At 41.4% G+C, this 21,717-nt stretch carries 19 protein-coding genes; 14 read left to right on the forward strand and 5 right to left on the reverse strand.

What is annotated here, in order from left to right:
• A partial coding sequence (locus T538_RS0112290; RefSeq protein ID WP_197025786.1) for a transposase occupies positions 1-219 on the reverse strand: 219 nt, incomplete at its 3' end.
• Positions 220-754: 535 nt separating this feature from the next.
• A complete protein-coding gene (locus T538_RS0112300; protein ID WP_031534166.1) occupies positions 755-1,183 on the reverse strand; it encodes a DUF2059 domain-containing protein in 429 nt (142 codons plus the stop codon).
• A 242-nt stretch (positions 1,184-1,425) separates the two neighbouring features.
• On the opposite strand from T538_RS0112300, the gene msrA reads away from it, so the two are divergent.
• The 3 genes from msrA to T538_RS0112320 are packed head-to-tail and all read left to right on the forward strand — an operon-like array spanning position 1,426 to position 2,853.
• Positions 1,426-1,938, forward strand: coding sequence for a peptide-methionine (S)-S-oxide reductase MsrA (gene msrA / locus T538_RS0112310; RefSeq protein ID WP_031534164.1), 513 nt, complete (start codon positions 1,426-1,428; stop codon positions 1,936-1,938).
• A gap of 24 nt (positions 1,939-1,962) precedes the next feature.
• The gene (locus T538_RS0112315) at positions 1,963-2,526 is read left to right on the forward strand and encodes a hypothetical protein (protein ID WP_031534162.1); all 564 of its coding nucleotides are present in this window, start codon (positions 1,963-1,965) and stop codon (positions 2,524-2,526) included.
• Between the two features lie 6 nt (positions 2,527-2,532).
• Positions 2,533-2,853 (forward strand): TfoX/Sxy family protein, encoded by a 321-nt coding sequence (locus tag T538_RS0112320; protein ID WP_031534160.1) that lies wholly within the window; start codon positions 2,533-2,535, stop codon positions 2,851-2,853.
• Positions 2,854-2,919: 66 nt separating this feature from the next.
• Here T538_RS0112320 and T538_RS0112325 read toward each other — a convergent pair whose 3' ends face one another.
• Positions 2,920-3,711, reverse strand: a complete 792-nt coding sequence (locus tag T538_RS0112325) for a DUF2059 domain-containing protein (RefSeq protein ID WP_155993178.1) — start codon at positions 3,709-3,711, stop codon at positions 2,920-2,922.
• Between the two features lie 315 nt (positions 3,712-4,026).
• Between T538_RS0112325 and T538_RS0112330 the strand changes: the two genes are divergently transcribed.
• Genes T538_RS0112330 through T538_RS0112345 form a run of 4 tightly spaced genes read left to right on the forward strand, consistent with a single transcriptional unit; the run spans position 4,027 to position 10,267 of the window.
• The gene (locus T538_RS0112330) at positions 4,027-5,226 is read left to right on the forward strand and encodes a hypothetical protein (protein ID WP_031534156.1); all 1,200 of its coding nucleotides are present in this window, start codon (positions 4,027-4,029) and stop codon (positions 5,224-5,226) included.
• A complete protein-coding gene (locus T538_RS0112335) occupies positions 5,216-5,773 on the forward strand; it encodes a condensin complex protein MksE (protein ID WP_031534155.1) in 558 nt (185 codons plus the stop codon). Before T538_RS0112330 ends, T538_RS0112335 begins: the two co-directional genes overlap by 11 nt.
• Positions 5,757-9,407 (forward strand): ATP-binding protein, encoded by a 3,651-nt coding sequence (locus T538_RS0112340; protein ID WP_031534152.1) that lies wholly within the window; start codon positions 5,757-5,759, stop codon positions 9,405-9,407. The genes T538_RS0112335 and T538_RS0112340 overlap by 17 nt, the downstream gene beginning before the upstream one ends.
• An 8-nt stretch (positions 9,408-9,415) precedes the next feature.
• Entirely contained in the window at positions 9,416-10,267 is an 852-nt protein-coding gene (locus T538_RS0112345; protein ID WP_031534150.1) for a DUF7281 domain-containing protein, read from the forward strand.
• Positions 10,268-10,331: 64 nt separating this feature from the next.
• Here the strand turns inward: T538_RS0112345 and T538_RS19245 are convergent, their stop codons facing one another.
• Positions 10,332-10,556, reverse strand: coding sequence for a metallophosphoesterase family protein (locus T538_RS19245; protein WP_197025788.1), 225 nt, complete (start codon positions 10,554-10,556; stop codon positions 10,332-10,334).
• Between the two features lie 513 nt (positions 10,557-11,069).
• Between T538_RS19245 and T538_RS0112355 the strand changes: the two genes are divergently transcribed.
• The 6 genes from T538_RS0112355 (at position 11,070) to T538_RS0112380 (ending at position 19,911) form a co-directional block, all read left to right on the forward strand.
• Positions 11,070-12,437, forward strand: a complete 1,368-nt coding sequence (locus T538_RS0112355; RefSeq protein ID WP_031534146.1) for an ATP-binding protein — start codon at positions 11,070-11,072, stop codon at positions 12,435-12,437.
• A gap of 111 nt (positions 12,438-12,548) precedes the next feature.
• Positions 12,549-15,404 (forward strand): hypothetical protein, encoded by a 2,856-nt coding sequence (locus tag T538_RS0112360; RefSeq protein ID WP_031534144.1) that lies wholly within the window; start codon positions 12,549-12,551, stop codon positions 15,402-15,404.
• A gap of 7 nt (positions 15,405-15,411) precedes the next feature.
• Positions 15,412-16,467, forward strand: coding sequence for a helix-turn-helix transcriptional regulator (locus T538_RS0112365; protein ID WP_231497112.1), 1,056 nt, complete (start codon positions 15,412-15,414; stop codon positions 16,465-16,467).
• Between the two features lie 44 nt (positions 16,468-16,511).
• Positions 16,512-17,138 (forward strand): WG repeat-containing protein, encoded by a 627-nt coding sequence (locus T538_RS0112370; RefSeq protein WP_031534139.1) that lies wholly within the window; start codon positions 16,512-16,514, stop codon positions 17,136-17,138.
• Between the two features lie 362 nt (positions 17,139-17,500).
• The gene (locus T538_RS0112375) at positions 17,501-18,979 is read left to right on the forward strand and encodes a reverse transcriptase domain-containing protein (RefSeq protein WP_031534137.1); all 1,479 of its coding nucleotides are present in this window, start codon (positions 17,501-17,503) and stop codon (positions 18,977-18,979) included.
• A gap of 2 nt (positions 18,980-18,981) precedes the next feature.
• Positions 18,982-19,911, forward strand: a complete 930-nt coding sequence (locus tag T538_RS0112380) for a hypothetical protein (protein WP_031534136.1) — start codon at positions 18,982-18,984, stop codon at positions 19,909-19,911.
• A 222-nt stretch (positions 19,912-20,133) separates the two neighbouring features.
• On the opposite strand, the gene T538_RS19150 is transcribed toward T538_RS0112380, so the two are convergent.
• A complete protein-coding gene (locus T538_RS19150; RefSeq protein ID WP_255347269.1) occupies positions 20,134-20,259 on the reverse strand; it encodes a hypothetical protein in 126 nt (41 codons plus the stop codon).
• Positions 20,260-20,453: 194 nt separating this feature from the next.
• On the opposite strand from T538_RS19150, the gene T538_RS0112390 reads away from it, so the two are divergent.
• The coding region (locus T538_RS0112390) for an IS1380 family transposase (RefSeq protein ID WP_231497113.1) at positions 20,454-21,717 on the forward strand (1,264 nt) is incomplete at its 3' end.

Genomic DNA, 21,717 nt, shown 5'->3' on the forward strand with positions numbered 1-21,717 from the left:
CATGTAGGCATAGATGACTACGGCCAGAAGCATCTTCGGGTCGTAAGGGCTGCGGCCACGCTCCTTGTACAGCTTGCGAAGACCGCTCAAGTCCAAACTGTTAACTACGCTGCTCACAAGACGGACTGGGTCGTCCTGGGCAATGTCCTTGTCGATTCTCTGAGGAAAAAGTATCGTCTGATTTGGAGAATACGGACGAAAGTGGTATCTTTGTTGCATTTTATATTGCATGTTGTAAAGATACGAAAACTTTACGACATAACGAAGCCCTGGCTTGAGAAAGTCGGGGCTTTGATATAAAAAAAGGATGTGCCTATTTTGACACACCCTCAACGTCGTAGGAACGTCGTAGGAACGTCCAAGGTATATGCAAGGTAGAGGGAAGATATAGGCAAGGTATATGCAAGGTATATGTAAGCTATATGTTGGCTATATGTTAGCTATATGTTTAAGCTACACCTAAACTACACCAAAGGCATTCAGAAACAATTAAAGGATATTTAAGTGACTTTTTGTCAAGGGTGGATTGGCGTTGGTTTTGTCTTGAACTGGCGTATTATATATAAATAGGTGTAGATTGTATCTTGTTCTTCTTATCTGACATAGTGAAGCTTTTTTTGCTTGTATTTGTGTTATTATGATATGGGAATGGCTGAATCTGAATTTTTCCGGCTGGTTAAGAAAAAACAAGCCAGCCGCTACGAAATTCGAATGTTTTGTAGCGGCTGGCTCGATATCTGTGGTCGAAAGCAGATTATTGCTTGACGTATTTCATAACAATCTGTTGTATCTTCTCGATGGTTGCTTGGTCGTTCTGCAACATCTCTACGGAAGTTGTGACTATATTTGGAACCAGAGTCATGCACTTCTTACCGACAGGTGTCTCGTAAAAGTCATTCATCTGTTTTAGTTCGTCAAGTGTGAAGTTGTCCGAGTACACTTTTGTCAGAATCTTCTTTAGAGGTTCTGACATTGCCTCTGTAAGTTCCTTGTACATGGCTTTCGGGTCGGTAAGGTGCTCTGTCAGTCCTCTTGATTCAAACTGTAAAGCCATTGTTTGTTCCATTGCCGAACTGAAGTCCGCAAGTGCTATTGCTCTGTCTATTTCTTTCTGCATAGCGGCAGACTGAGCATTGGCAAAGCATGTCATTGCCAAAAAGCAAATCGTTATGAAAAATCTCATAATTAAATAAAGTTAATGAATTTGGATAAAATAGTATTCTGCAAAGATAGGATTTTTTCGGACATATAATTCATGAAAAGTGAAAAAATATTGCCCGATTTATATAGCGAATCCAAAAATGTAATTATTTTTGTCGTCCGATAGATAAAACGTATTGCATCATCGGTCTGCTTTCGGACGGTGAGAGGCATATCGGAAAAAATGAACATTATAATTAAAATCAACACTAAACAACAAAAAACATGATTAAGGAAATTTATCTTGCCGGTGGTTGTTTTTGGGGCACCGAGCACTATTTCAAGCAGATTGATGGTGTGGTCGAAACAGAAGTCGGCTTTGCCAACGGACACACCGAGAATCCAACGTACAAGGAGGTCTATACCGATGAAACCGGTCATGCCGAGACCGTAAGAATCAAATACGACTCAGATGTCGTGAGCCTTAAATTCCTGTTGCAGATGTTCTTCAAGGCTATCGATCCAACGAGCCTCAACAAGCAGGGACACGACGAGGGCACGCGCTATCGCACCGGAATCTATTACGCCGATGCCGAGGATTTGCCAGTAATCGAAGCCGTCTATGCCGACGAGCAGAAGAACTATCAGCAGCCTCTGGCTGTCGAGAAGCAGCCGCTCGACAAGTTCTACAGCGCAGAAGAGTATCATCAGGATTATCTCGACAAGAATCCCGACGGCTACTGCCATCTGCCTCTCGAACTCTTCGCATTTGCTCGCAAGGCAAAGGAACGGAAATAGCCTATTCAAACTAATTCTAAATATATGTTAAACAAGTTCTTTGGTTTCTTCAGAAAATCAGATGATGAGTTAAGGAAGGAATTCGTTGTAAGAGAGATTGACAACAACGACGAAGTTCCGGCTTATGAAGATTCGAACGTCGCTCTGTACGAGGAGGTTAGGCAAGTTGCCAATATCAAGCATGCCTGCGAGCTCGATGCCGAGTGCATCGATTGTCTTGAAGATTATGACGATTTGATTGTGCGCCTGTTGGCTTTTGCCGATGTGCGTAAGTTTGCGATACTCGAAGATGCTTCAAACAATACCATAATTCTGAGGAAAGATGGTAATAAGGTCGGCTTTGTTCCAGACGATAGCGATTACATAGACGATGAAGCGTTGTTGGGAGCTCTCAATCACTTCTTGAAACTCTGTGGAGCGAGAGGCCGCATCTATTCGTTGTGGGAGCCCGATTTAGGTCAGGGATTGGTATTCTTCTATACCGAGGACGTTGATGCTGTGGAGAAGTATATATCTGAAAACCTGCAAGATGATGATAATGTGAGTGTTGAGGATATGAAGGGCGATATAAACTCTTATGTAGATTAGAAAGATATGGCAAGCAATCCTGATTTTGTTCAGTTCGTGGCAGACCAATGTGCCGGTGCTGGCGAGATAACCTTCAGAAAGATGTTTGGCGTCTACGGAATTTATTGCAACGGCAAGATTTTCGGTCTGATATGCGACGACCGCTTCTATGTCAAGCCAACTGCCGCGGGGAGGGCTCTTCTTCGCGAGGTTGAACTCCGTCCGCCATACGATGGCGCGAAAGATTATTTCTACATCTCGGATGTAGAAGACCACGACTATCTCTCACATCTTGTCCGTGAAACGTGCAAAGAACTTCCCGAACCAAAGCCGAAGAAAAAGAAGTGAAAGGGCAGGGGGGTAAAAGCGAGTCGACCGTTATTGATTAGTAACGGCCGACTCGCTTTTTTGCAACTATTGTTTTATGTGTTTGCTGAGTATTTCCTTGATTTTCTCCATAAATTCGGGGTTGTCGCTTGTCACCTTCTTGGCAGTTGGAAAGTAAGACATGTAAAACGATGTGAACAGTTTTCCGTCCGCGCTTTCCAAAAAGTTATTTATCTGCTTTAGTTCGTCTGTCGTGTAGTTATTCTTGAGGTTGTTTGTGGCAGTCTTTACATAAAAGTCCGATAAGGTTTTTGTCAGACCTTCCAGTATCTCTTTGGTGGCTGCAATGGTTTCGGCATCTAAGTTCTCGTCGTTGTTATCCTGAACCTGTTCATATTGCCTTCTTGCGAAATTCTGGATATCCATAAGCTTAATCGTTTTCTCGATTTCTGCCTGCATCTCGGGCGATACGGTAGAATTCTTGTCTTGCTTGTAGGTTTCTGGTGTGATGTTCGAGCCAAGAATCGTGAAATAGTGTGTGAACTTCTTTCCCTCGGGAGTTGCCATGAAGCTGTTTATCTTCTTGAGGTCGTCAAGAGTGTATTTCTCACAAACAATCCTTGTGATGATTTTCTTGTAAAAAACACCTGCTTCGTCGGCTATTTCCTCGCTCATGGCATTGATGTCTATGGCAACTGTGTCGCCGTTTGTTGGCAACATTTGCTTAAATAGCTCCATCATAGATTTCATGCTTTCCGCCGTCATATTGCGGATGTCCATGAGTTCAAGCGTCGTGTCAATCTCTTTCTGCATTTCTGGCGATTGCGCCTTGGCAAAGCAAGTTGCAGTAAGTAGTAAAATGGTAATTAAAAATCTCATAATTAAAAAGTTGATTGTTTTTAGATAAATTAGTTGTTGCGCAAAGATAAGTCTTTTTGATGATATGTTAGTTAAAAATGTAAACTATTTTGCCGTATTTGTCAAATAGTATTGAAAATCTCCGATGCTTGTTGCCTTTCATCCCGAACGAATCCCGAAAGCATCCCGAAGAGAGGGAGGGGAATTTTGTGAATTTTGGTAAAAAGGAGTGTCGTTAATGGGATTTTTTATTATTTTTGACCCCAAATCACATAATCTATACCACAGTTTCGAGACATTTATAGATAAGATGGAAGGAGATAAATACAAACAAAAATGGAAATTCTTTCACATTTCAGAACAATAGAAGAGCTTACAAAAACACTCTCGCGTGAACAAGGTTTACTGAGTGAGATGTTTGAGAAACGAAAGCTGATGAAGTTTCCGTTAGGGCTGGCTTTGGAACTCGTTGGAGGTAATGAAACCCGACTTAGAAGGCTTGTGGACTATGGTGTGTTGGTTGAAACGGGGAATACAATAGAGATCGAAAGCGACTACCTGAACTTCTTTGAGGAGGTGCTGAATGTGAACGAGGAGATTAGTGTATTGAGCGTTCAGGAGTGCATCAATACGCTGAAAGAGTACATAGGCTATTTCCTGCAAGAAAACAATGCCAATCGTAAGGCAGGATACCAGGATAGTGTGCGGCAACTGCTGAAAAAGACTGGATTCAGAACGCTGAAGAATGTGGTGGACTTGAAGCGTAATATGGACAATGCGTATAAACAAGAGCCCAACTATATTATTAAGAAAAAGAAACTTCAGAATCTGGACGAGAAGAGCCACAGCATCCGCTCAATGATACGTGAGTGTGAGAAACTGATGGATAACGAGCACGCTTTCTTCCTAATGGCCAATGATCCCCACATGGCCAAGACATGCAGTGATGTGAAACATGATTTTGTGGAGGCCTATCATGCGTTAATGGAGATTGACCGTCAGATAATTGTCTATATTAACCAGATTGAGCAACAAAACCAACTGTACAGGAAAATACGTAAATTGAAATATCTGCAAGACCAGTTGCTCATCAAGTCTGATACAAATCTGGTGCAAGTCTTGGAGGATAACAATCCACTTTGGATGGAATCACGGCAATACAGCAGGATTCGTCTTTCATTGGAAATGCTGAGAGAGAGTGATCAGACTGTATCCATTCTGAGGCGAATAGCTGAGCGTAACGGTCTGAAGAAAACAGCCAGGACAGAAGCCGAGCCGCTGACAGATGAAGACTTGCTGGAACATATTCAAAGACTGAAGGAGGTAGATCCTGCTGAAGTATGGAATGCATTCTCTGCATCAAGTTACAATCTGTTTGATTTCATCCTGAGATACGATTATAAGACGAAGCGTGGTATAGAAGATCATGCAGCTCTTTTTTGCCAGCTGGTCATCCTTCATCCAGACGAATGTCGGATGACTGGGAAATATGCAACTTATCAAGACATCGAATATCCTATTATCTATGCGAAATAACACTCAAAGAATATACGAGCGACTAAGCCGTGGAGAATTCCTCTCGGTAGACAGTACAGACTCCTCTGTCCGTCATCTGTATGAGGACATTGAGGAGAATATTGAAGATTATGCAGACTATTTCAAGGAAATAGGTTTGCAACTGGAGTCTGGCAATGGCTATTTCTATTTCTCACGATTAGGAGAGGGGAAACAGTCTGTCGAACAAAAACTGGACAGTTTTTCCAAGTGGCTTGACTACTTGGATTTCCTGAAGTGTTATAATCAGTCGTTTACTGCTGGCTATCAGTTCCGCAAAAGTCATCTGATTGAGCAGATAAGTCTTGACATTGAACTGAAGGATAAAGCCGGACATCTGTTTAAGAAATACGGAGTAGGTTCCTATTTGGAGATAGTAAACAAACTGCTTCAGGAGATGCTGAATATGGGCTTTGCAGAGTGCATCAGCGAACAGGATGAGACATATAAAATCACTTCGGCATTCCGCTATGCCGAGGAACTGGTAAACATGATTCAAATAGCCAACGAAGATGAAATACCTGAATAAAATCATATTTATCAATAGCGCCAATATTCCGTATGCAGAAATTTCTGTAGATGGCAATGTTCATTTCACAGGAACACAGGGAGTGGGCAAGAGTACGGTATTAAGAGCATTGCTGTTTTTCTACAATGCCGACAAGCATCGTTTGGGTATTCAGCAGGGCCAGAAGTCGTTTGATGAATTCTATTTCCGTCAATCCAACTCGTACATCCTCTACGAGGTGATGCGTGACAACGGGGCTTATACTATTCTGGTGAGCAGATACCAGGGACGTGCATCCTGGCGATTCATAGATGCACCTTATCTGCGAGAATGGTTAATAGATGACGACAAACAAGTGTCGAGCGACTGGGTGAAGATACGTGAACGTGTCGGCAAGAATGTGGCAGTATCTGCAAGAATAGACTCGGGCGTGATGTTCAAAGACATCATCTTTGGCAATACTCATGACAGTAAATATACTCGTTACGCTTTGGTGCAGAGTGCCCACTATCAGAATATTCCTCGAAGCATTCAGAACGTGTTCCTGAATACCAAACTGGATGCAGACTTTGTGAAGAACACTATCATACAGTCTATGGCAGATGAGGACCTGCCAATTGACCTGCAAACCTACAGACGATTGGTTACAGACTTTGAGCGCGAGTATGACGAGATAGATTGTTGGTTCCGTCAGACACGAGACGGTAATTATCCTGTGCGCCAGCAAGCTTTGAAAATAGCTGAACAGGGAAGAACAATTGTCGCTCTCGACCAACAGCTAATAGATGTGTGGCATATGTTGAATCATGCTGTGGCTGAAAGTGAACAGCAGATACCGCTTTTGGAGGCTGAAGCAGCAGAAGTGAAAACAGAGATAGAAAAGGAACGTAACCGAGAGAAGGAACTTACGGCTGAATATGACAAAGAGAAAGATGTCTTGAATCAAGAGCTTGGAGCGAAGAAGAGCAAGCTAAAAGAGATTGCGCAGGCAAGAAAGGAATTTGATGCTATGGGCATTGAAGAAAAACTTGCGCTTGCAGATCGTGAGGATACAATCAAGCAGGATGCCGCCAACAAACAAACACTATTGGATGATCTTCTGAAAACCAATGCTTCGATTGAGGAGAAATACAATATTGCCAGAGGAAAATTAGAGAATGCTCGTCAGGCATTTGAGAATAGCCAGAAAGAGGCATACTGTCAGAAACAAGACACACTACAGAAAGAGCGCAAACGTCTGGAGGATGAACGCACAAAAAACAGGAATCTGCTTATGGACGCTTTCAATGGCTGGCGACATGAGTCTGATGAACGTCTGCAGATGTTGTTGGCAGAACAACATAGAGCTGACAGCGCATTGAGGGAACTCCGCCAGTGGCATCCGATGGAAGATGAAATCAAGCAGGTTGCTGAACAATTGCAACAACTGGGGGTGGATGAAAAAGAAAATGCAGCCCAGCAAACTGCTGTGAAAAGTCAGACAGATCTGATTTCCGCTGAGTATGAGATGAAAGAAACCGAACTAAAACAATTGTCTGGGCGCGAGCAAGAACGTCTTGAAGGAATTCGTGTTCAACAACGTGAGCAAATAGCGAAGATAAATGATTTGCTGTCTCATCTGGATGGTTCTCTTTATCATTGGCTTTGCGAGAATGCGGAAGGTTGGGAGGAGACGATAGGCAAGGTTGTTGATGAAGAGCGGATTCTCTATGCCGGAGACCTTGAACCTCAGTTAGGTACAGACTCAGACAACTTGTTTGGCATAAAACTGAATTTGGACAATATAGACTCTGTGCATCGCACGCCTGATGAATACAGATCGGAGAAGAATGCTTTGGAAGAGCAAGTACTGCAGATAAACCGTCAGCTTGAACAATTGCCAGCTTCCTTACAGAAAGAGATATCAAAGCTCAGAAAGAAATATGCCGCGCTGCTCAATCCACTTCGTCAGAAGGCGGCCTTATTAAGTGTTGAGGAAGGGCAGATACCCGTCAAACGACAAAACTTGCAGAACCAGCAGCATAAGCTGGAGATGGAAGAACTGGAACTCGTCGCAAAAGAGAAAGAGACTCGTGAACATACTTTCAACGATGCGCTTTTGAAAGTACAGGCGGAGAAGGATGAACGTGAGAAAAAGGAGGTCAAGAATAAGAAGGAACTCAAAGATCTTGATTCGAACTTTAATAGATCTACAAAGGCGCTCGACGATGAGCTACGCATATTCAAAGAGATGCAGGTGTCAGAAGCATCTGTTAGGAATCAGGAGTTTGAATCACAGAAAGTCCAACTTGAAGAACAACAGAAGGCTGAACTGGCAGGTAAGGGTGTTGATGTGAATCTGTTGGAACGGTATCGAAAATCGTTGGAGGATTTGAAGGCTTTGATGACAAGGATTGAAAAAGAGCGCTCGGTCGTTATCCGCTATCGCGATGCAGAGCAGAACTTGTTTGCCAAAGAACCTGAGGTTAAGAATACCATTAAGGATATTGAACAGCAACTCGCCATGATGCGCCAGCGATATGAAGACAAGCGGACACGAATAGAGAAGAAACGACAGGATTTGGAAGAACGACAAAAATCTGTTCTCAAGAATCTGACACATAGAAAAGATGGCCTAAATCTGTATCATCAGGTTGTGGAAAATGAACATTTGGTGTCTGATACTTTCCTTTCTGATGACAAGGCGAAAAAGACCAGCCAGGATTGCCAGCAGTTATTGAGTCTACTTCGTGGAACTGTTAATCAGAAACGTGAGTCAATAGACAAACTGAAAGATACGGTCGTTAGCTTCAATCGGAATTTCAAACCGCAGAATGCCTTCCATTTCAATACGATGCCTGTGACGGATAACGACTATCTGCAGATTGCTATTGACTTGCAGGAGTTCATGGATAATAACAAGATTGAAGAGTTCCGCCGTCGTACCAGCGAACACTATAAAGACATATTGGGACGTATCTCAACGGAGATTGGTGCGCTGATGAAACGCCGTTCGGATGTGGATGGCGTAATCCTCGACATCAATCGTGACTTCGTAGAGAAGAACTTTGCCGGAGTTATCAAGAGTATTGAACTCAGGGCCAATGAGTCGTCAGATAAGCTTATGCAATTGCTCATGTCCATTCATGACTATACTGTTGAAAATGCACTCTCTATTGGCGAACTCAACCTCTTCTCAAACGACAATCGTGATGAGGTGAATCGCAAGGTTGTGGACTATTTGAAGAGTCTCTCTCATCAGTTACAGAACGAGCCAAACCGCCCAACTGTGTCGCTTGGCGATGCCTTCCGCTTGCAGTTCCGTGTGAAAGAAAACGACAATGACACAAACTGGGTGGAGCGCATAAACAATGTGGGCTCTGATGGTACAGATATACTGGTGAAAGCGATGGTGAATATTATGCTCATCAATGTGTTCAAGAAGAAGGCTGCCAAGAAAAGTGGTGACTTTATTGTGCATTGTATGATGGACGAGATTGGGCGATTGCATCCCAACAATATAAAGGGTATCTTACAGTTTGCCAACTCGCGCAATATTTACCTCATCAACAGCTCGCCTACGTCGTATAATCCGTATGATTACCGCTATACATATCTGTTGAGTAAGCATGGTGTGAAGACGAGAGTGGAGAAATTGTTGAAACGAACAAGATAGGCTTAGTTATGGCAATAAGTGCATCGGTACAGGCTTTGATAGCAGGTGAGCAGGTTGCAGGCTCAAAATTAAGCGGCAAAATGCTTGACGAACTGATGGCTGAGGGCTTGCTATCTGTCGTAACCCGTGGTTCAAGGAAATCATATAGAGCTCATGATGTTGAGGCATTGAAGAGATTCCTCATAGATAAGGATGAGAACTATCGTGTGCTGGAAGTAAAAGCATTCGATTCCCGTGCTTCAATGGCGGCAGAAACTGGTAATTCCAAGTTGTGGAAAGTGCGCTCGTGTCCTGGATTTCCAGTAAATAGCTATGAGCCTATTGAATGCCAGTTAAACGGAGAACCGTTCGTGGTAAATCCTCAGAATGGTAGCTTCCTGTTCATAACAGAATGGAATCATTTCTCAATACCTGAGGATGTGACGGTCATAGGTATTGAGAATATGGAGAATTTTAGATTGATTCGCCAGCAAAGGTCATTCTTCGAGAAATATCAACGAATGCATGGTTTGTCTGTCAAATCACTTTTTGTTTCTCGTTATCCGCAATCAACAGATCTAAGGCAATGGCTTATGACTATTCCTAATCATTATCTTCATTTTGGAGACTTTGATTTGGCAGGGATACACATATACCAGTATGAATTTCTGCAGTATTTAGGTTCAAAGCGTTCGTCGTTTTTAATACCAAATGATATTGAGTCTCGGCTTGCGTCTGGTTCAAGGAAACGATATGATGAACAATATGCCAGGTTTGGCGAAATCTCATCAGAAAGCCAAGAACTTCAAGGGTTGATAAACCTTATAAACCGTTATAGAAATGGATATGATCAAGAAGGATATATAACCCACCTTTCATAACTTCTTCATAGTCATGTGAAGAAAGTGTTATTTCGGGGGGAATTTCTATTCCTGGGGGCAAAAGTTAATCGAGCATTATGTGCTTGCCATGGTCGAAGCAGGTGTGCTCGTTATGGAATACATACCCCAACTGATTGGACAGACATAAGGTTTCCCCAATTACTTTGTCCACGTTGTAATGAGAGTGCCCGAAGATCCAAAAGTCAATCTTGGAGCCCTTGATGTAGTCTTTCAATTCTACCATGAAGGCTCCGTTGGCAAGACTGCCCTCAAATTTCGGACATTGCATCAAGAAGGATGGCACATGATGAGTAACAACGATTTTGTATTTGGCTGCGCTCTCAAGAACGGACTTCTTGATGAAATCTAAACAGCGAATGTGTTCACGATTGAAGTCGGCAAATGTGAGTGGCTCGCCATTGTATAATATTCTACGGAAATCACTGATGACCTGTTCTGTGTAGTAGGCTATTATCCTATCATGTATTTATATATAACAGAAATACAATATATTATAATGTTTTTATATGAATATAAGTAACAAAATGGTAACATTTTCAAGAATGTTTTTATGACTGTGTTACATTGTCTGTCTTTGATGGGGAAAAGCGGGTGTAGTAAACCTGACTAATGGATTGTTCGATTAGTACACATTGAGATTTTCGGCATATATAGGATTTGATTCTTTGAGAATTTCGGCGTATTTCAACAATAAGCTTTTGAGAATTTCGGCATTTTTATTTCTTTTCCTTTGGTAATTGGGATTTTATAGCTACCTTTGCACCGAATAAAATTAAATAATATGGCAGAAAGGATATTTAGACGCAAAATCTATGAGCAAATGCTGAGTTGGAAACAAAATCAGCACGGAACAACCGCACTTCTTATCAGAGGCGCAAGGCGTGTCGGCAAATCCACTGTTGCCGAGGAGTTTGCCCGTAATGAATACGAGAGCTACATATTGGTTGACTTCTCAAAGGCAACGCCAGCAATACACCGTTTGTTTGAAGATGTCTCCAATTTGGACTACATCTTCACCCAATTGCAACTTAATTATCGAAAAAGCCTGAAACCACACAAGTCTGTCATCATCTTTGATGAAATACAAAAGCAGCCATTAGCCAGGCAAGCCATTAAAACGCTTGTGGCCGATGGACGCTACGATTACATCGAGACAGGCTCTCTGTTGAGCATCAAACGTAAATGGAAATCATCAGGCAAGAATAGCCAACAGAACAACATTCTCATTCCCAGTGAGGAGACACGCCTTGATATGTACCCTATGGACTATGAGGAGTTTCGTTGGGCGTTGGGAGATGACCAGACTATTCCCCTTTTGCATACAATGTTCAACAATTTGAGTCCGCTGAGTGATGATACGAATCGTCGTATGATGCGCGATTTCCGTCTGTATGTTTTGGTTGGAGGCATGCCCCAGGCAGTCAATGACTACCTTGACACGAACGACATGAGCATTGTTGACCAACGCAAGCGTAGCATTCTTGACCTATACGATGAAGATTTCTACGACTTGGATCCATCAGGCCAAACCTCCGACCTGTTTCACGCCATTCCTGCACAACTAAGCAATAACGCATCTCGCTATCAGGTGAGCAGCGTGATTGCGGGAGGAAAACTGGATCGTTTGAGAGGTCAGATAAATATCCTCAAAGATTCCATGACCGTCAATATAGCTTATCATGCTAACGACCCAAGTGCAGGACTGGCATCACACATCAACCGCGACCAGTTCAAATTATTTTGCGGAGATACAGGGCTGTTTGTCACTCTCGCTTTCTGGGACGATAAATTTACAGAGAATGTCATTTACCAGAAATTACTGAGTGACAAACTGAAGGCTGATGTGGGTTATGTCTATGAAAACGTGGTGTCACAGATACTGACAGCAGCAGGAAATAAGCTATATTACCATACGTGGCCAACACCATCTGGCAAACATAATTACGAGATAGACTTCCTTCTGTCTCGTAAAGCTAAAATTTGCCCAATAGAAGTCAAGTCATCGACATCCAATCTTCATGTTTCTATCGATGAATTCCAGAAAAAGTTCTCAGCCCGCATTCAGCAACGATACCTTCTACACTCGAAGGATATTCGTAAAGAGCAAGACTTGATATTACTGCCAATGTATATGTCAATGTTTCTTTAGATGTTAATCACCCTATATGACAACTTACAATACTGTATAAGTTGTTTCCGGCGAACATAGGGTTCGTGGGGCTAACCTACTTTTGCATCGAAAATCAAAATAGCAGGAAATATGGCAAAGAAAGTATCTATTCACCCATACAAAGGTTATTTGAACACGAAGTTTCAAATATACTCACATGAACAAACTCCTGTGGAGTATGTTGTTTACTCTAAGGATAATGGTACAGAAGTACTCCCCCCAAAAAAGAAAGGGATGGTTGAATCAAATAAGCCTCATTCTTTTAGATTGTCCTCACCAGGTTCTTTTATTGTACAATTCAGTAACGGAACTTCAAGTGAAATAATTGTTGAGGATGCGTATAAGTTCGGAGGAAATAAAAAAAAGAAGTCATTTGTCTTTGACAAATGTCCATGGGCCTTTATCGTTATGCACGATAGGACTTACTTTTACAACCGTGAATCCAAGGAATCGTTTGTAGAAGCAATTTCACCTGACGATATTTTGGAAATTTCCACTGATTATGTATTGCTAAAAAATGATGGTCAAAACGATTTTACTCTATTCTCATTGCAGGAACAGGCTCCAGTGCTATGTGTAGATAACGTGATTTTCTCTAATGACAATCTTTTTGTCTGGAAAGAAGAGGGAAAGGATGATAAGCTTTCCATAATGAAGGTATATTCTCTTAGAGAAAATAAAATGCTAATGATGGAACCTTTTACCCGATTCTCATTGGATGCCATTGAAGGATGTATCTACTTGGCAAATAATAATGACATCAAAAAGTTCTCACTTGCAGGAACGATTTCACTTTCAGAATCGTTTTCTTTTAATGGCCAATTTGTGACGTTTGTACAATCCCATTATGCTATTTGCCGTGAGAATGCGAAGATAAAAGTTTGGGACATCGAAACGAAAGAGGAACAAGCCGAAATAATACCATCGGGTAATTTGGCTCGTATTAACGATGTCACGTTTATAGATGTTGCCAGTAGGCGAAAAGCAATATCTAAATTTGACCTTAGTGGCTCGGAGTTTCCTGAAGCGGTAATTAATGCCCATTATAGTGAGTATGATATCTATCCATGTCCATGGAGAGTATTTTATTTCCAGAAGGAGATCTTTTTGTCGAGTGAACATAAGAATAATGTAACGACTCGTTTCATTTGTGATAATAAGAATAATATACATCGGGAGGTTCATAATGATAATGGCAATGTAATATTTACTGAGAAAGTGTTCTGTTGGTATAAAAACAACGAGTCATACGTTGCTTGTCGTGTATACGGCCATGCAAGTTATAGCACAGACTCAAAAATCTATATTTTTATGGATAAGATTTATTTGTGTGATGCAAAGAATATACGAACACTTAGTAATAATGGTTTCTGGGATGATTGTTGGAAGACTGAAGGAGAATTTGTTTATGATGATTTTGAATCCTATGGAATAATATATGACAAGGTTGCAAAGACATATTATAACCACAATAGGAAGACATTGGGTGGCTCCAAAGGAAGTAGGCTAGGCTGCTTAGAAATAGATGAATATCTATATAACAAGACGGGGAAAAGAATTCTTAAGAAAGAATGCCCTCATGTGGTTTCTGCAGGGTTGAATTATGGTTTAACTGTAGATAGTGATGAGGTAAAGTTCTTCGAATATAAAAATAATGCTTTTGAATATGAGACCATATTGGATGGAACTTATGACACCTCTGCTTACTCAAATGTGCTTTTGAGTGACAACGGTCATCAGATTATGTATAGGGAGAAGAATGTTTCTACCATTCTTGATATAGAGACAGGACAGAGGACAGAGTTTGAAAATCTTTCATATATCAACCATATCAATGGCATCCGTCCTTTATTCATGGCAGACATTGAATGTACCCAAGCACGTTTGATAAATCCCTTGGATGGCCAACCCATAAATGTTAGCTTGTTGACCGAATATCAGTTTGTCAGTCCTGATGGTTCGCTGTACGCTGACAAAGAGCTTTGTAAGTACATTGAATATCGCAACAAAATAACAGGAGAAACCATATCGAGAGACGATTATCAGGACTTAGTCAACCAGTTTGATGTGCCTTATGATAAGTGGATTCTTTCTTTCAAGAAAGAAGACGTGAAGAAAGAAATAGAAGAGATATTCAAATTGCGAGATAAATTTGTCGAAGAGCATATCGAATACTTTGCAGATTTGGCTAAAGAAAAAAGTGAAAAATATCTTTACAACATAGCGCATCATCAAGTTTTTTCAACCTTTTTTATAAAGATAGTCGGTATTGCTGTTGTTAAGAATATGAACACAGGAGATGTTGTAGAGAAGATAGAACTTGGCTCTCCTTTGGCTTATCTTAATTATGTGTCTTTCTCTTATGACAACAGATATGTAGCTATAGCTGGATGTTATCCTTGGGGAGTTAGCACAGGAGGTCTTTTTCTTCTTTATGACCTCAAAGGACATATGACAATATACCGGAACGGGGATTCTAAAGCTGTATGGACAACAGCTTTTACTAAAGATGGAATAGTTGCTGCTTATACAAGTTCTCCGACGATATTTATAGGCAAATGCGATGATGTGAAAGCCAAAGGAGACGAGAAAGAAACCAACATGTCTGTTATAGGTGGATATAATTTCTTAACATATAGCCCAGATGGAGCCTACTTTGCATGTTCTCAACAAGGATATGTTGCATATCGAAATGGTGCAGGCAATATCAATCCCAATTGGGGACATCAGCCTTCGGCGATTGTGGACATAAGGAGGACAAGTGCCCCTGACAATGAATTGGTATGTTTCAACGACCTCTCAGAAATGGGCATCGCAGATACATTCAAGGGGCAATCCGTTTCCTCGGTTTCTTTCTCCAATAACAACAAGAAGCTATTGATGGTAGGAAAAGACGGAGTAGTAATTGTTAGAAATCTACATTTAGAAGACTATGCCAGCAAATAAGAACGCAATGACTAGATATAAGATACTGGATGACTTATTGAGCAACCGGTATCAAAACTATTCCTTGGATGATCTGACGGAGGAGGTAAACTATCGTCTTTCCGAAATGTACCCTAATACCAATGGCGTTGTTAGAAGAACAATAGAGAAGGACATCTTCTATTTGGAGTATGAAGGTCCATTTCTGGTTGATATAGAAAGGTACTCCGTTGATGCATACAACAAAGAAAAGCAAAAATCTTATGCTAAACAATGTCTCCGATATGCAAACCCTGCATTCTCTATATTTAAGAAACAAATGTCGGCAGACGAAGAGTACCTTCTTTCAGAAGCATTAACTTTGCTCGGCCAGTTCGATGGACTTCCTAACCTGGGCGACCTTGAAGCACTTAGATTGGGGTTAGGAGTAAGAAAGCCCAAACACCAGATTATATCGTTATCAAAGAATCCACTAGAATCGTCCAACATTTTGGGTGAACTTTTCACGGCTATTTCTCAACGACAAACAATTGACCTACACTATCATACCTTCAAAAACAAGGATGTTCAGCTTGCTGTCACCTTGTTTCCTTATCTGCTAAAAGAGTACAACCGCAGATGGTTCCTTGTTGCCGCAGCAGAATCGGATGGTAAGCTGTTGACTTTCGGTTTGGACAGAATAGATTACGTGGAGAATCTACCATCCCATAAATATGTAGATTATGATGGTGACCTTAATGAGTTGTATGAAGATATAATCGGTGTAACCTACAAAGAAGAGAGTCCTGTTTATAAGATTGTGCTTTGGGTAAGTGATAATTCCAAGGATTACGTGGTAACAAAACCGCTACATGAGTCTCAACGAAGTGTTAGTGGAACGAAAGCACAAGAGCTATATAGTCAGTTCCCAACGCTAAGTGGCGGTCTGTTTTTTATCATAGAATGCAAAGAGAACTATGAACTCATCCGCGAGCTGACCTCATTTGGGAAAGACTTGGTAGTCCTATCTCCTAAACCAATTACAGACCTCGTTGAGAGACGAGTTTTAGAAATGTTTGAGATTTATTCAAATCTCCGAACATAGAATTCGCAATATAGTTGTACCTTTGCACCAGAAAAAATAAAAGTATGGATTATAAGAGCTACAAGGAATACGGAAATGTTATCGTCGCACAGCGTTCGGACTACCTCTGGGGAGTTCTCGACCATGATGGTAACGAGATTGTTCCATTTGGAAAGTATGGCTGGATTGATGGGTTCGACCAAGGATTGGCGAGAGTGCGTACTCAGGGAAACTCTGGAAGGGTTGCCAACACTATTGCCATTATTGATTTAGAATCTGATAAGGCTAAAGTTGTTGAAGGTCGTGGGAATCTTGAAGATTTTATCAGACAGGACAGAGCCAAACATCCTGAGACCTATGCCAAGTGGGGAATTATTAACGAACAGGGAGAAGAAGTTCTCCCCGTAGAATACGATGACGTTTGGAACTTCCTTGGTAAGAACCGCTTTTCCACCAAGGTTGTCATGAATGGAAAGTCACATGAAGTGTTCTTCCATGACCTTAATCCATCTTTGCCTTTGAGAGAACATCGAAGCTCCGGTCGAAGCCTCGATGGTGATTATGACTACAATGACAACTGGGGTAACGACGATGGTATAGATTATGAGGAAGAAACCTGGTATGCTCTTACTGATGGACAATATGGTGATTACCCAGGTCCAGGTGTTGACTACGATTTTCTTGGTTTCTAAGGTGGCCAACAATAAAATAGTAAAGGAAACGTTTTTTTAAACAACGAACATAGAGTACGTGCATTGTCTGTAACTTTGCACCGACAAAAGAAACAAAGCGGTCTTTGACATTCTTCCGATTCTGGAACTACATTTTGAACTTTGTCCTGCGTATTCGCAAGATGTCTCACTGCCCTTTGAGGCTCTGAGATAAACAATGTCATCATGTTAACGTGTACACTATACATACATGGTATGTTTTTATTGTAGATGTTATGATGTTATTATCTTAGATTCTATGTTATACTTACATAAAGAAAATCGTTTCAGATAGGAACTTGTCAAGACCGCTTTATTTATACCACTTGAATGACGTTAAGTAAATGGATAAGGAACAAATAAAACATATAGCACTCCAAATGGAGTCTCGTGAAGACCTTCTCAGCCTTCTCAACCGCATCAAACGTGATGAGATGGAAGAGTTGGGCTATGCCGACAAGTTCCATCCGTTTACGATAAGGCATATGAACTACTACTGTAATCCGAAGAATGCCTTCCATCGTTATCGCCAGTTCAAGATTAAGAAAAAGGCTGGTGGCTTTCGCCAGATTACCGCACCAAGGAACAGAAGCTTTATGTTTCTACTCGATTGTCTGAACGAGGTGTTGAAGGCTGTTTACACACCATCTCAATATGCAATGGGCTTTACTGAAGGGCGTTCAGTTGTCACTAATGCCTGTAAACACAAAGGGGCAAACTATGTTTTCAATATAGACCTTAAAGACTTTTTCCCAAGCATAGAGCAACCCCGTGTATGGAAGAGACTGCAGCTTCAGCCGTTCAACTTCCCTGTATCAGTGGCAAATGCTATTGCGGGCTTATGTTGCATGAGGGAAACCCGAATAACGTCGGATGGCATTAAGAAAGACTATTATATATTACCACAAGGGGCCCCAACTTCACCAATCATCACCAACATGATTTGCGACAAGTTAGACCATCGACTTGGCGGTCTTGCACACCGCTTCGGTTTGAATTACACCCGTTATGCGGATGATATTACCTTCAGCTCAATGCACAACGTGTTTCAAGAGAACAGCGATTTCCGTAAAGAATTATTACGTATCATTGGCGACCAGGGCTTTGTTATGAACGAAAAGAAAACGCGGCTTCAGAAACGCGGCTCACGGCAAGAAGTGACTGGTATCATCATCAGTGATAAGCTGAATGTTTCGCAGAAGTATGTGCGTAATATACGAAACATCCTTTATATGTGGGAAAAGTACGGCTACACTGTAGCCTACGCTAAGTTTTTCCCAAGGTATATGGAAGAAAAAGGGCATGTCAAGAAAGGAAATCCTGACCTCGTGAATGTGATTGACGGGAAACTGATGTACCTTAAGATGGTTAAAGGCAAGGACGATTCTGTGTACCAAAGATTATATGCCAAATTCCAAAGCCTTGTTGCTCAAATGCGCGACCCGAAAAAGACCAATGATAAGCACATTGCCTATGTTGAGACTATGCCTCTTCTCGATTTTGAAAAGAAGATTGGGTCTTCTGTAGAAATCGTTATACCACCCAAAGAGGAAAAGAATAGCGAAGGTGAAATGTCCCAGTCTGGCAAGGGACGTTTTGCATACTATTTACTTGTCGGAACTAAACAATTGATTTCGATAAGTAAGTATCTGTCTGAAACTGAAATCAAGGCCAAGGACAAACTGGCAATTTCACAATGCCGTGATGGGAAGGGCAAGGAGTTTATGCTCATTCATCGAATCAACATTGTGACGGTGCCACCACCAAAGCCTGTCGATATAGACGAATTGAATAACGAATTGGACTCACTGCTAAGCTCATAATTATGGATGAGAAACTTAAATCCACACTGGATAAAATAATACGTCTTACTCAGCAAAATGCTGAATTCGACAAAAGTCTGCGGGATGCTATGTCTTTAAGCTATCCTGTAGACAATGGTGTAATCTCGGACGAACGAATCAATCAAATTTACGAATATTGCATAGAAAAAATTCTTCGCAAACAAGCCGAAGAATTTTATACGGACTTCCCAGTTAAATCAATAATTCCTACACTTGTTGATGACTTTGTACGAATGGAATCTTTTAGAAGAAAAGATGCATTTGGAGATTTCTGTGTATCCCTCTACCAACAAATTGAAAATATAACCAACAAATTATGCGAGTCAAAGCAACTCAACAATATCGCAGAAAAAATGTGGGGATGCCCAGCCTATGTTGTGTATAATAAAGATACTGAGCCGAGAATTGATAATAGGCTTGAAAGCACGTTTACAATAGCAGGTTTAGTTTTTCCTGGACAAAATAAAAAGACGGGGCTTCCATATTCAGTCGAAAAATCTCAATCTTCTCTTCAAGCACAATATGCAAGTGATAAAATTCGTGCTGTAATTTATTTTCTTGGTTATAAGGCAACTATGAGAAATGTAGATTATGAGAATTACATTGAGATAACCTCTTTGATGTCAGATATATATCAATGCCGCAATATGAATCATAGAGGTAATACTCTTACTCAATGGGAAGCTGATACTATAAATCGGATCATCCCTATGAAATCTTATTATTACTTTAAATTTACAGGGGTCTTAGCTCAATTTGTCAATGGAATCAAATATGGAGTTCCATTCATACCTTCTATTGAGGCATATTGTAACTCTATTGAAAAAGTGAAAGAAAAAATACCTATGCCAAAAACGCTCGGTAAAATTGAACTTTCAGAAAAAGACTTGAAGAAGAAAAGGTTTAAATAAACTTGTGAAAAACTTAGCTCTTATTATTAGAAACATCTTATCAAAATTGTTAACGGAATATGTAATCCCACTGACTTTCAGCACCTATGCCAAAAGCCAGTGGGTTAATTGTTCTCGAAACAAACTTCAGAATTATTGTTGGGAAGAAACAGATGAATATAACGGCTCGTTACACTTGGCAATGACATCGGCATTGGCAGAAGGGAATAGTACAACCAGAGGTTACTTCTGCTTGCCGCCTTTAGTCTCTTTCTTACGATTCTTCATGTACTCCCGATAATCTTTGACAGGCATAGGCTTGACCTCCTGGTCTGAGAACATGAGGTCGATACCTTCAAGTTCCATCATTACCTCGTCATTGTCGCTGAAGTAGGCATGAACATAACGGTTGATGTTCTGCTGCTTTGAAGGATTGAACCAAAATTGGTCATTAGAAATTAGGCATGTCTATTTTTTCTAATGACCGCCATTAGAAAATATCGGTTGTATTAGGCTATCCTTCAATAATTTACTACCTTTACCACGCAGAAAAACATAAGAAGATGATGCGTGATTATGATATAAAGTTCGTGAACAAGGAAATCACCCCGTTCGGAGGCCTTTCACTTTTTCTGAAAATGCTAGAGAAATGCCATTTTGAAGAGCAACTGGAGAAATGCTGTATTCCTGTCCAGGGTTCCAATAGAGGATATAAGCCGATACAGCTCATATTGGGCTTGTTCGCAGGTGTCTGGTGCGGAGCAAGCCGTTTCGGGCATCTTGACGTAGTCCGCTATGACACCGCTCTGTGTAATCTTCTTGGATGGAAGCTGGGAGCTGACCACAGGGCATACCAACGTTATTTCAATAAGTTCTCGCAGGCCATAAACCAGCGTGTATTCGGCGAGTTGTTCAGGTGGTTCTTCTCAGAGCTGGTATTTGACAACTACACGCTTGACTTTGACTCTACCGTGATGGTTCGTGAAGGCAATCAGGAAGGAGCTGTCAAAGGGTATAACCCGAAGCGTCCCGGACGCCCATCCCATCATCCGCTCCTTGCCTTCGTATCGGATGTGCGCATGATAGCAAACTATTGGCTGCGCCCAGGCAACACCTCTGCCAGCACCAACTATCTTGCCTTTCTGGAAGACACTTTGTCGCGGCTTCAGAACAAGAAGGTCGGACTTGTCCGCATGGACAGCGGTTTCTTCTCGGGAAAAATACTTGACTCTCTGGAACAGAGACAGTTGCACTACATCGTTGCCTGCAGGTTCAACAATTGTATCAAGTACAACCTGACGCATGAGAAGAGATGGGTAGAGGTCGCTGACGGCCTAGAAATCGCCGAAACCACTTATCGGGCAGAGGATTGGGAGAAGCCGAGACGTATCGTCATGGTAAGGCAAGAGGTAGAGAAACGCCCGAAGGCGGCAGGAAAGCAGGTCAGGCAGATGGAGTTGTTTGAGGAAGAACAGGATTTCGGGAAATACAGGTACAGCTGCTTTGTCACGAATCTTGGATTGCCAGCCAAGATTGTATACGACTCATATCGTGGCAGGGCCGACTCAGAGAACAGAATCAAGGAACTGAAATACGATTTTTCGATAGACGACTTCGTATCGCACAACTTCTGGGCGACAGAAGCCTGCGGCAATTTCATAATCATGGCATACAACTTCATGTCGCTGTTTCGCCATGCATTGATGAACTCCGACAAAAAGAAGTTCCTCAAGACAATCCGCTACGAACTGATATCAACACCCGCATATCTGGGAAGGACAAAGAACAAGCACATTCTGTACTTGGCCAGGTCGTTGAAAACACGAC

Source organism: Bacteroides sp. Ga6A2, from assembly GCF_000702225.1.
Taxonomy (GTDB): domain Bacteria; phylum Bacteroidota; class Bacteroidia; order Bacteroidales; family Bacteroidaceae; genus Ga6A1.

Excerpts from the sequence above, each read along its gene's own strand:
- T538_RS0112300 (WP_031534166.1), bottom strand. The coding sequence starts at position 1,183 with ATGAGATTTTTCATAACGATTTGCTTTTTGGCAATGACATGCTTTGCC.
- msrA (WP_031534164.1), top strand. The coding sequence starts at position 1,426 with ATGATTAAGGAAATTTATCTTGCCGGTGGTTGTTTTTGGGGCACCGAG.
- T538_RS0112315 (WP_031534162.1), top strand. The coding sequence starts at position 1,963 with ATGTTAAACAAGTTCTTTGGTTTCTTCAGAAAATCAGATGATGAGTTA.
- T538_RS0112320 (WP_031534160.1), top strand. The coding sequence starts at position 2,533 with ATGGCAAGCAATCCTGATTTTGTTCAGTTCGTGGCAGACCAATGTGCC.
- T538_RS0112325 (WP_155993178.1), bottom strand. The coding sequence starts at position 3,711 with ATGAGATTTTTAATTACCATTTTACTACTTACTGCAACTTGCTTTGCC.
- T538_RS0112330 (WP_031534156.1), top strand. The coding sequence starts at position 4,027 with ATGGAAATTCTTTCACATTTCAGAACAATAGAAGAGCTTACAAAAACA.
- T538_RS0112335 (WP_031534155.1), top strand. The coding sequence starts at position 5,216 with ATGCGAAATAACACTCAAAGAATATACGAGCGACTAAGCCGTGGAGAA.
- T538_RS0112340 (WP_031534152.1), top strand. The coding sequence starts at position 5,757 with ATGAAATACCTGAATAAAATCATATTTATCAATAGCGCCAATATTCCG.
- T538_RS0112345 (WP_031534150.1), top strand. The coding sequence starts at position 9,416 with ATGGCAATAAGTGCATCGGTACAGGCTTTGATAGCAGGTGAGCAGGTT.
- T538_RS19245 (WP_197025788.1), bottom strand. The coding sequence starts at position 10,556 with ATGCAATGTCCGAAATTTGAGGGCAGTCTTGCCAACGGAGCCTTCATG.
- T538_RS0112355 (WP_031534146.1), top strand. The coding sequence starts at position 11,070 with ATGGCAGAAAGGATATTTAGACGCAAAATCTATGAGCAAATGCTGAGT.
- T538_RS0112360 (WP_031534144.1), top strand. The coding sequence starts at position 12,549 with ATGGCAAAGAAAGTATCTATTCACCCATACAAAGGTTATTTGAACACG.
- T538_RS0112365 (WP_231497112.1), top strand. The coding sequence starts at position 15,412 with ATGACTAGATATAAGATACTGGATGACTTATTGAGCAACCGGTATCAA.
- T538_RS0112370 (WP_031534139.1), top strand. The coding sequence starts at position 16,512 with ATGGATTATAAGAGCTACAAGGAATACGGAAATGTTATCGTCGCACAG.
- T538_RS0112375 (WP_031534137.1), top strand. The coding sequence starts at position 17,501 with ATGGATAAGGAACAAATAAAACATATAGCACTCCAAATGGAGTCTCGT.
- T538_RS0112380 (WP_031534136.1), top strand. The coding sequence starts at position 18,982 with ATGGATGAGAAACTTAAATCCACACTGGATAAAATAATACGTCTTACT.
- T538_RS19150 (WP_255347269.1), bottom strand. The coding sequence starts at position 20,259 with ATGATGGAACTTGAAGGTATCGACCTCATGTTCTCAGACCAGGAGGTC.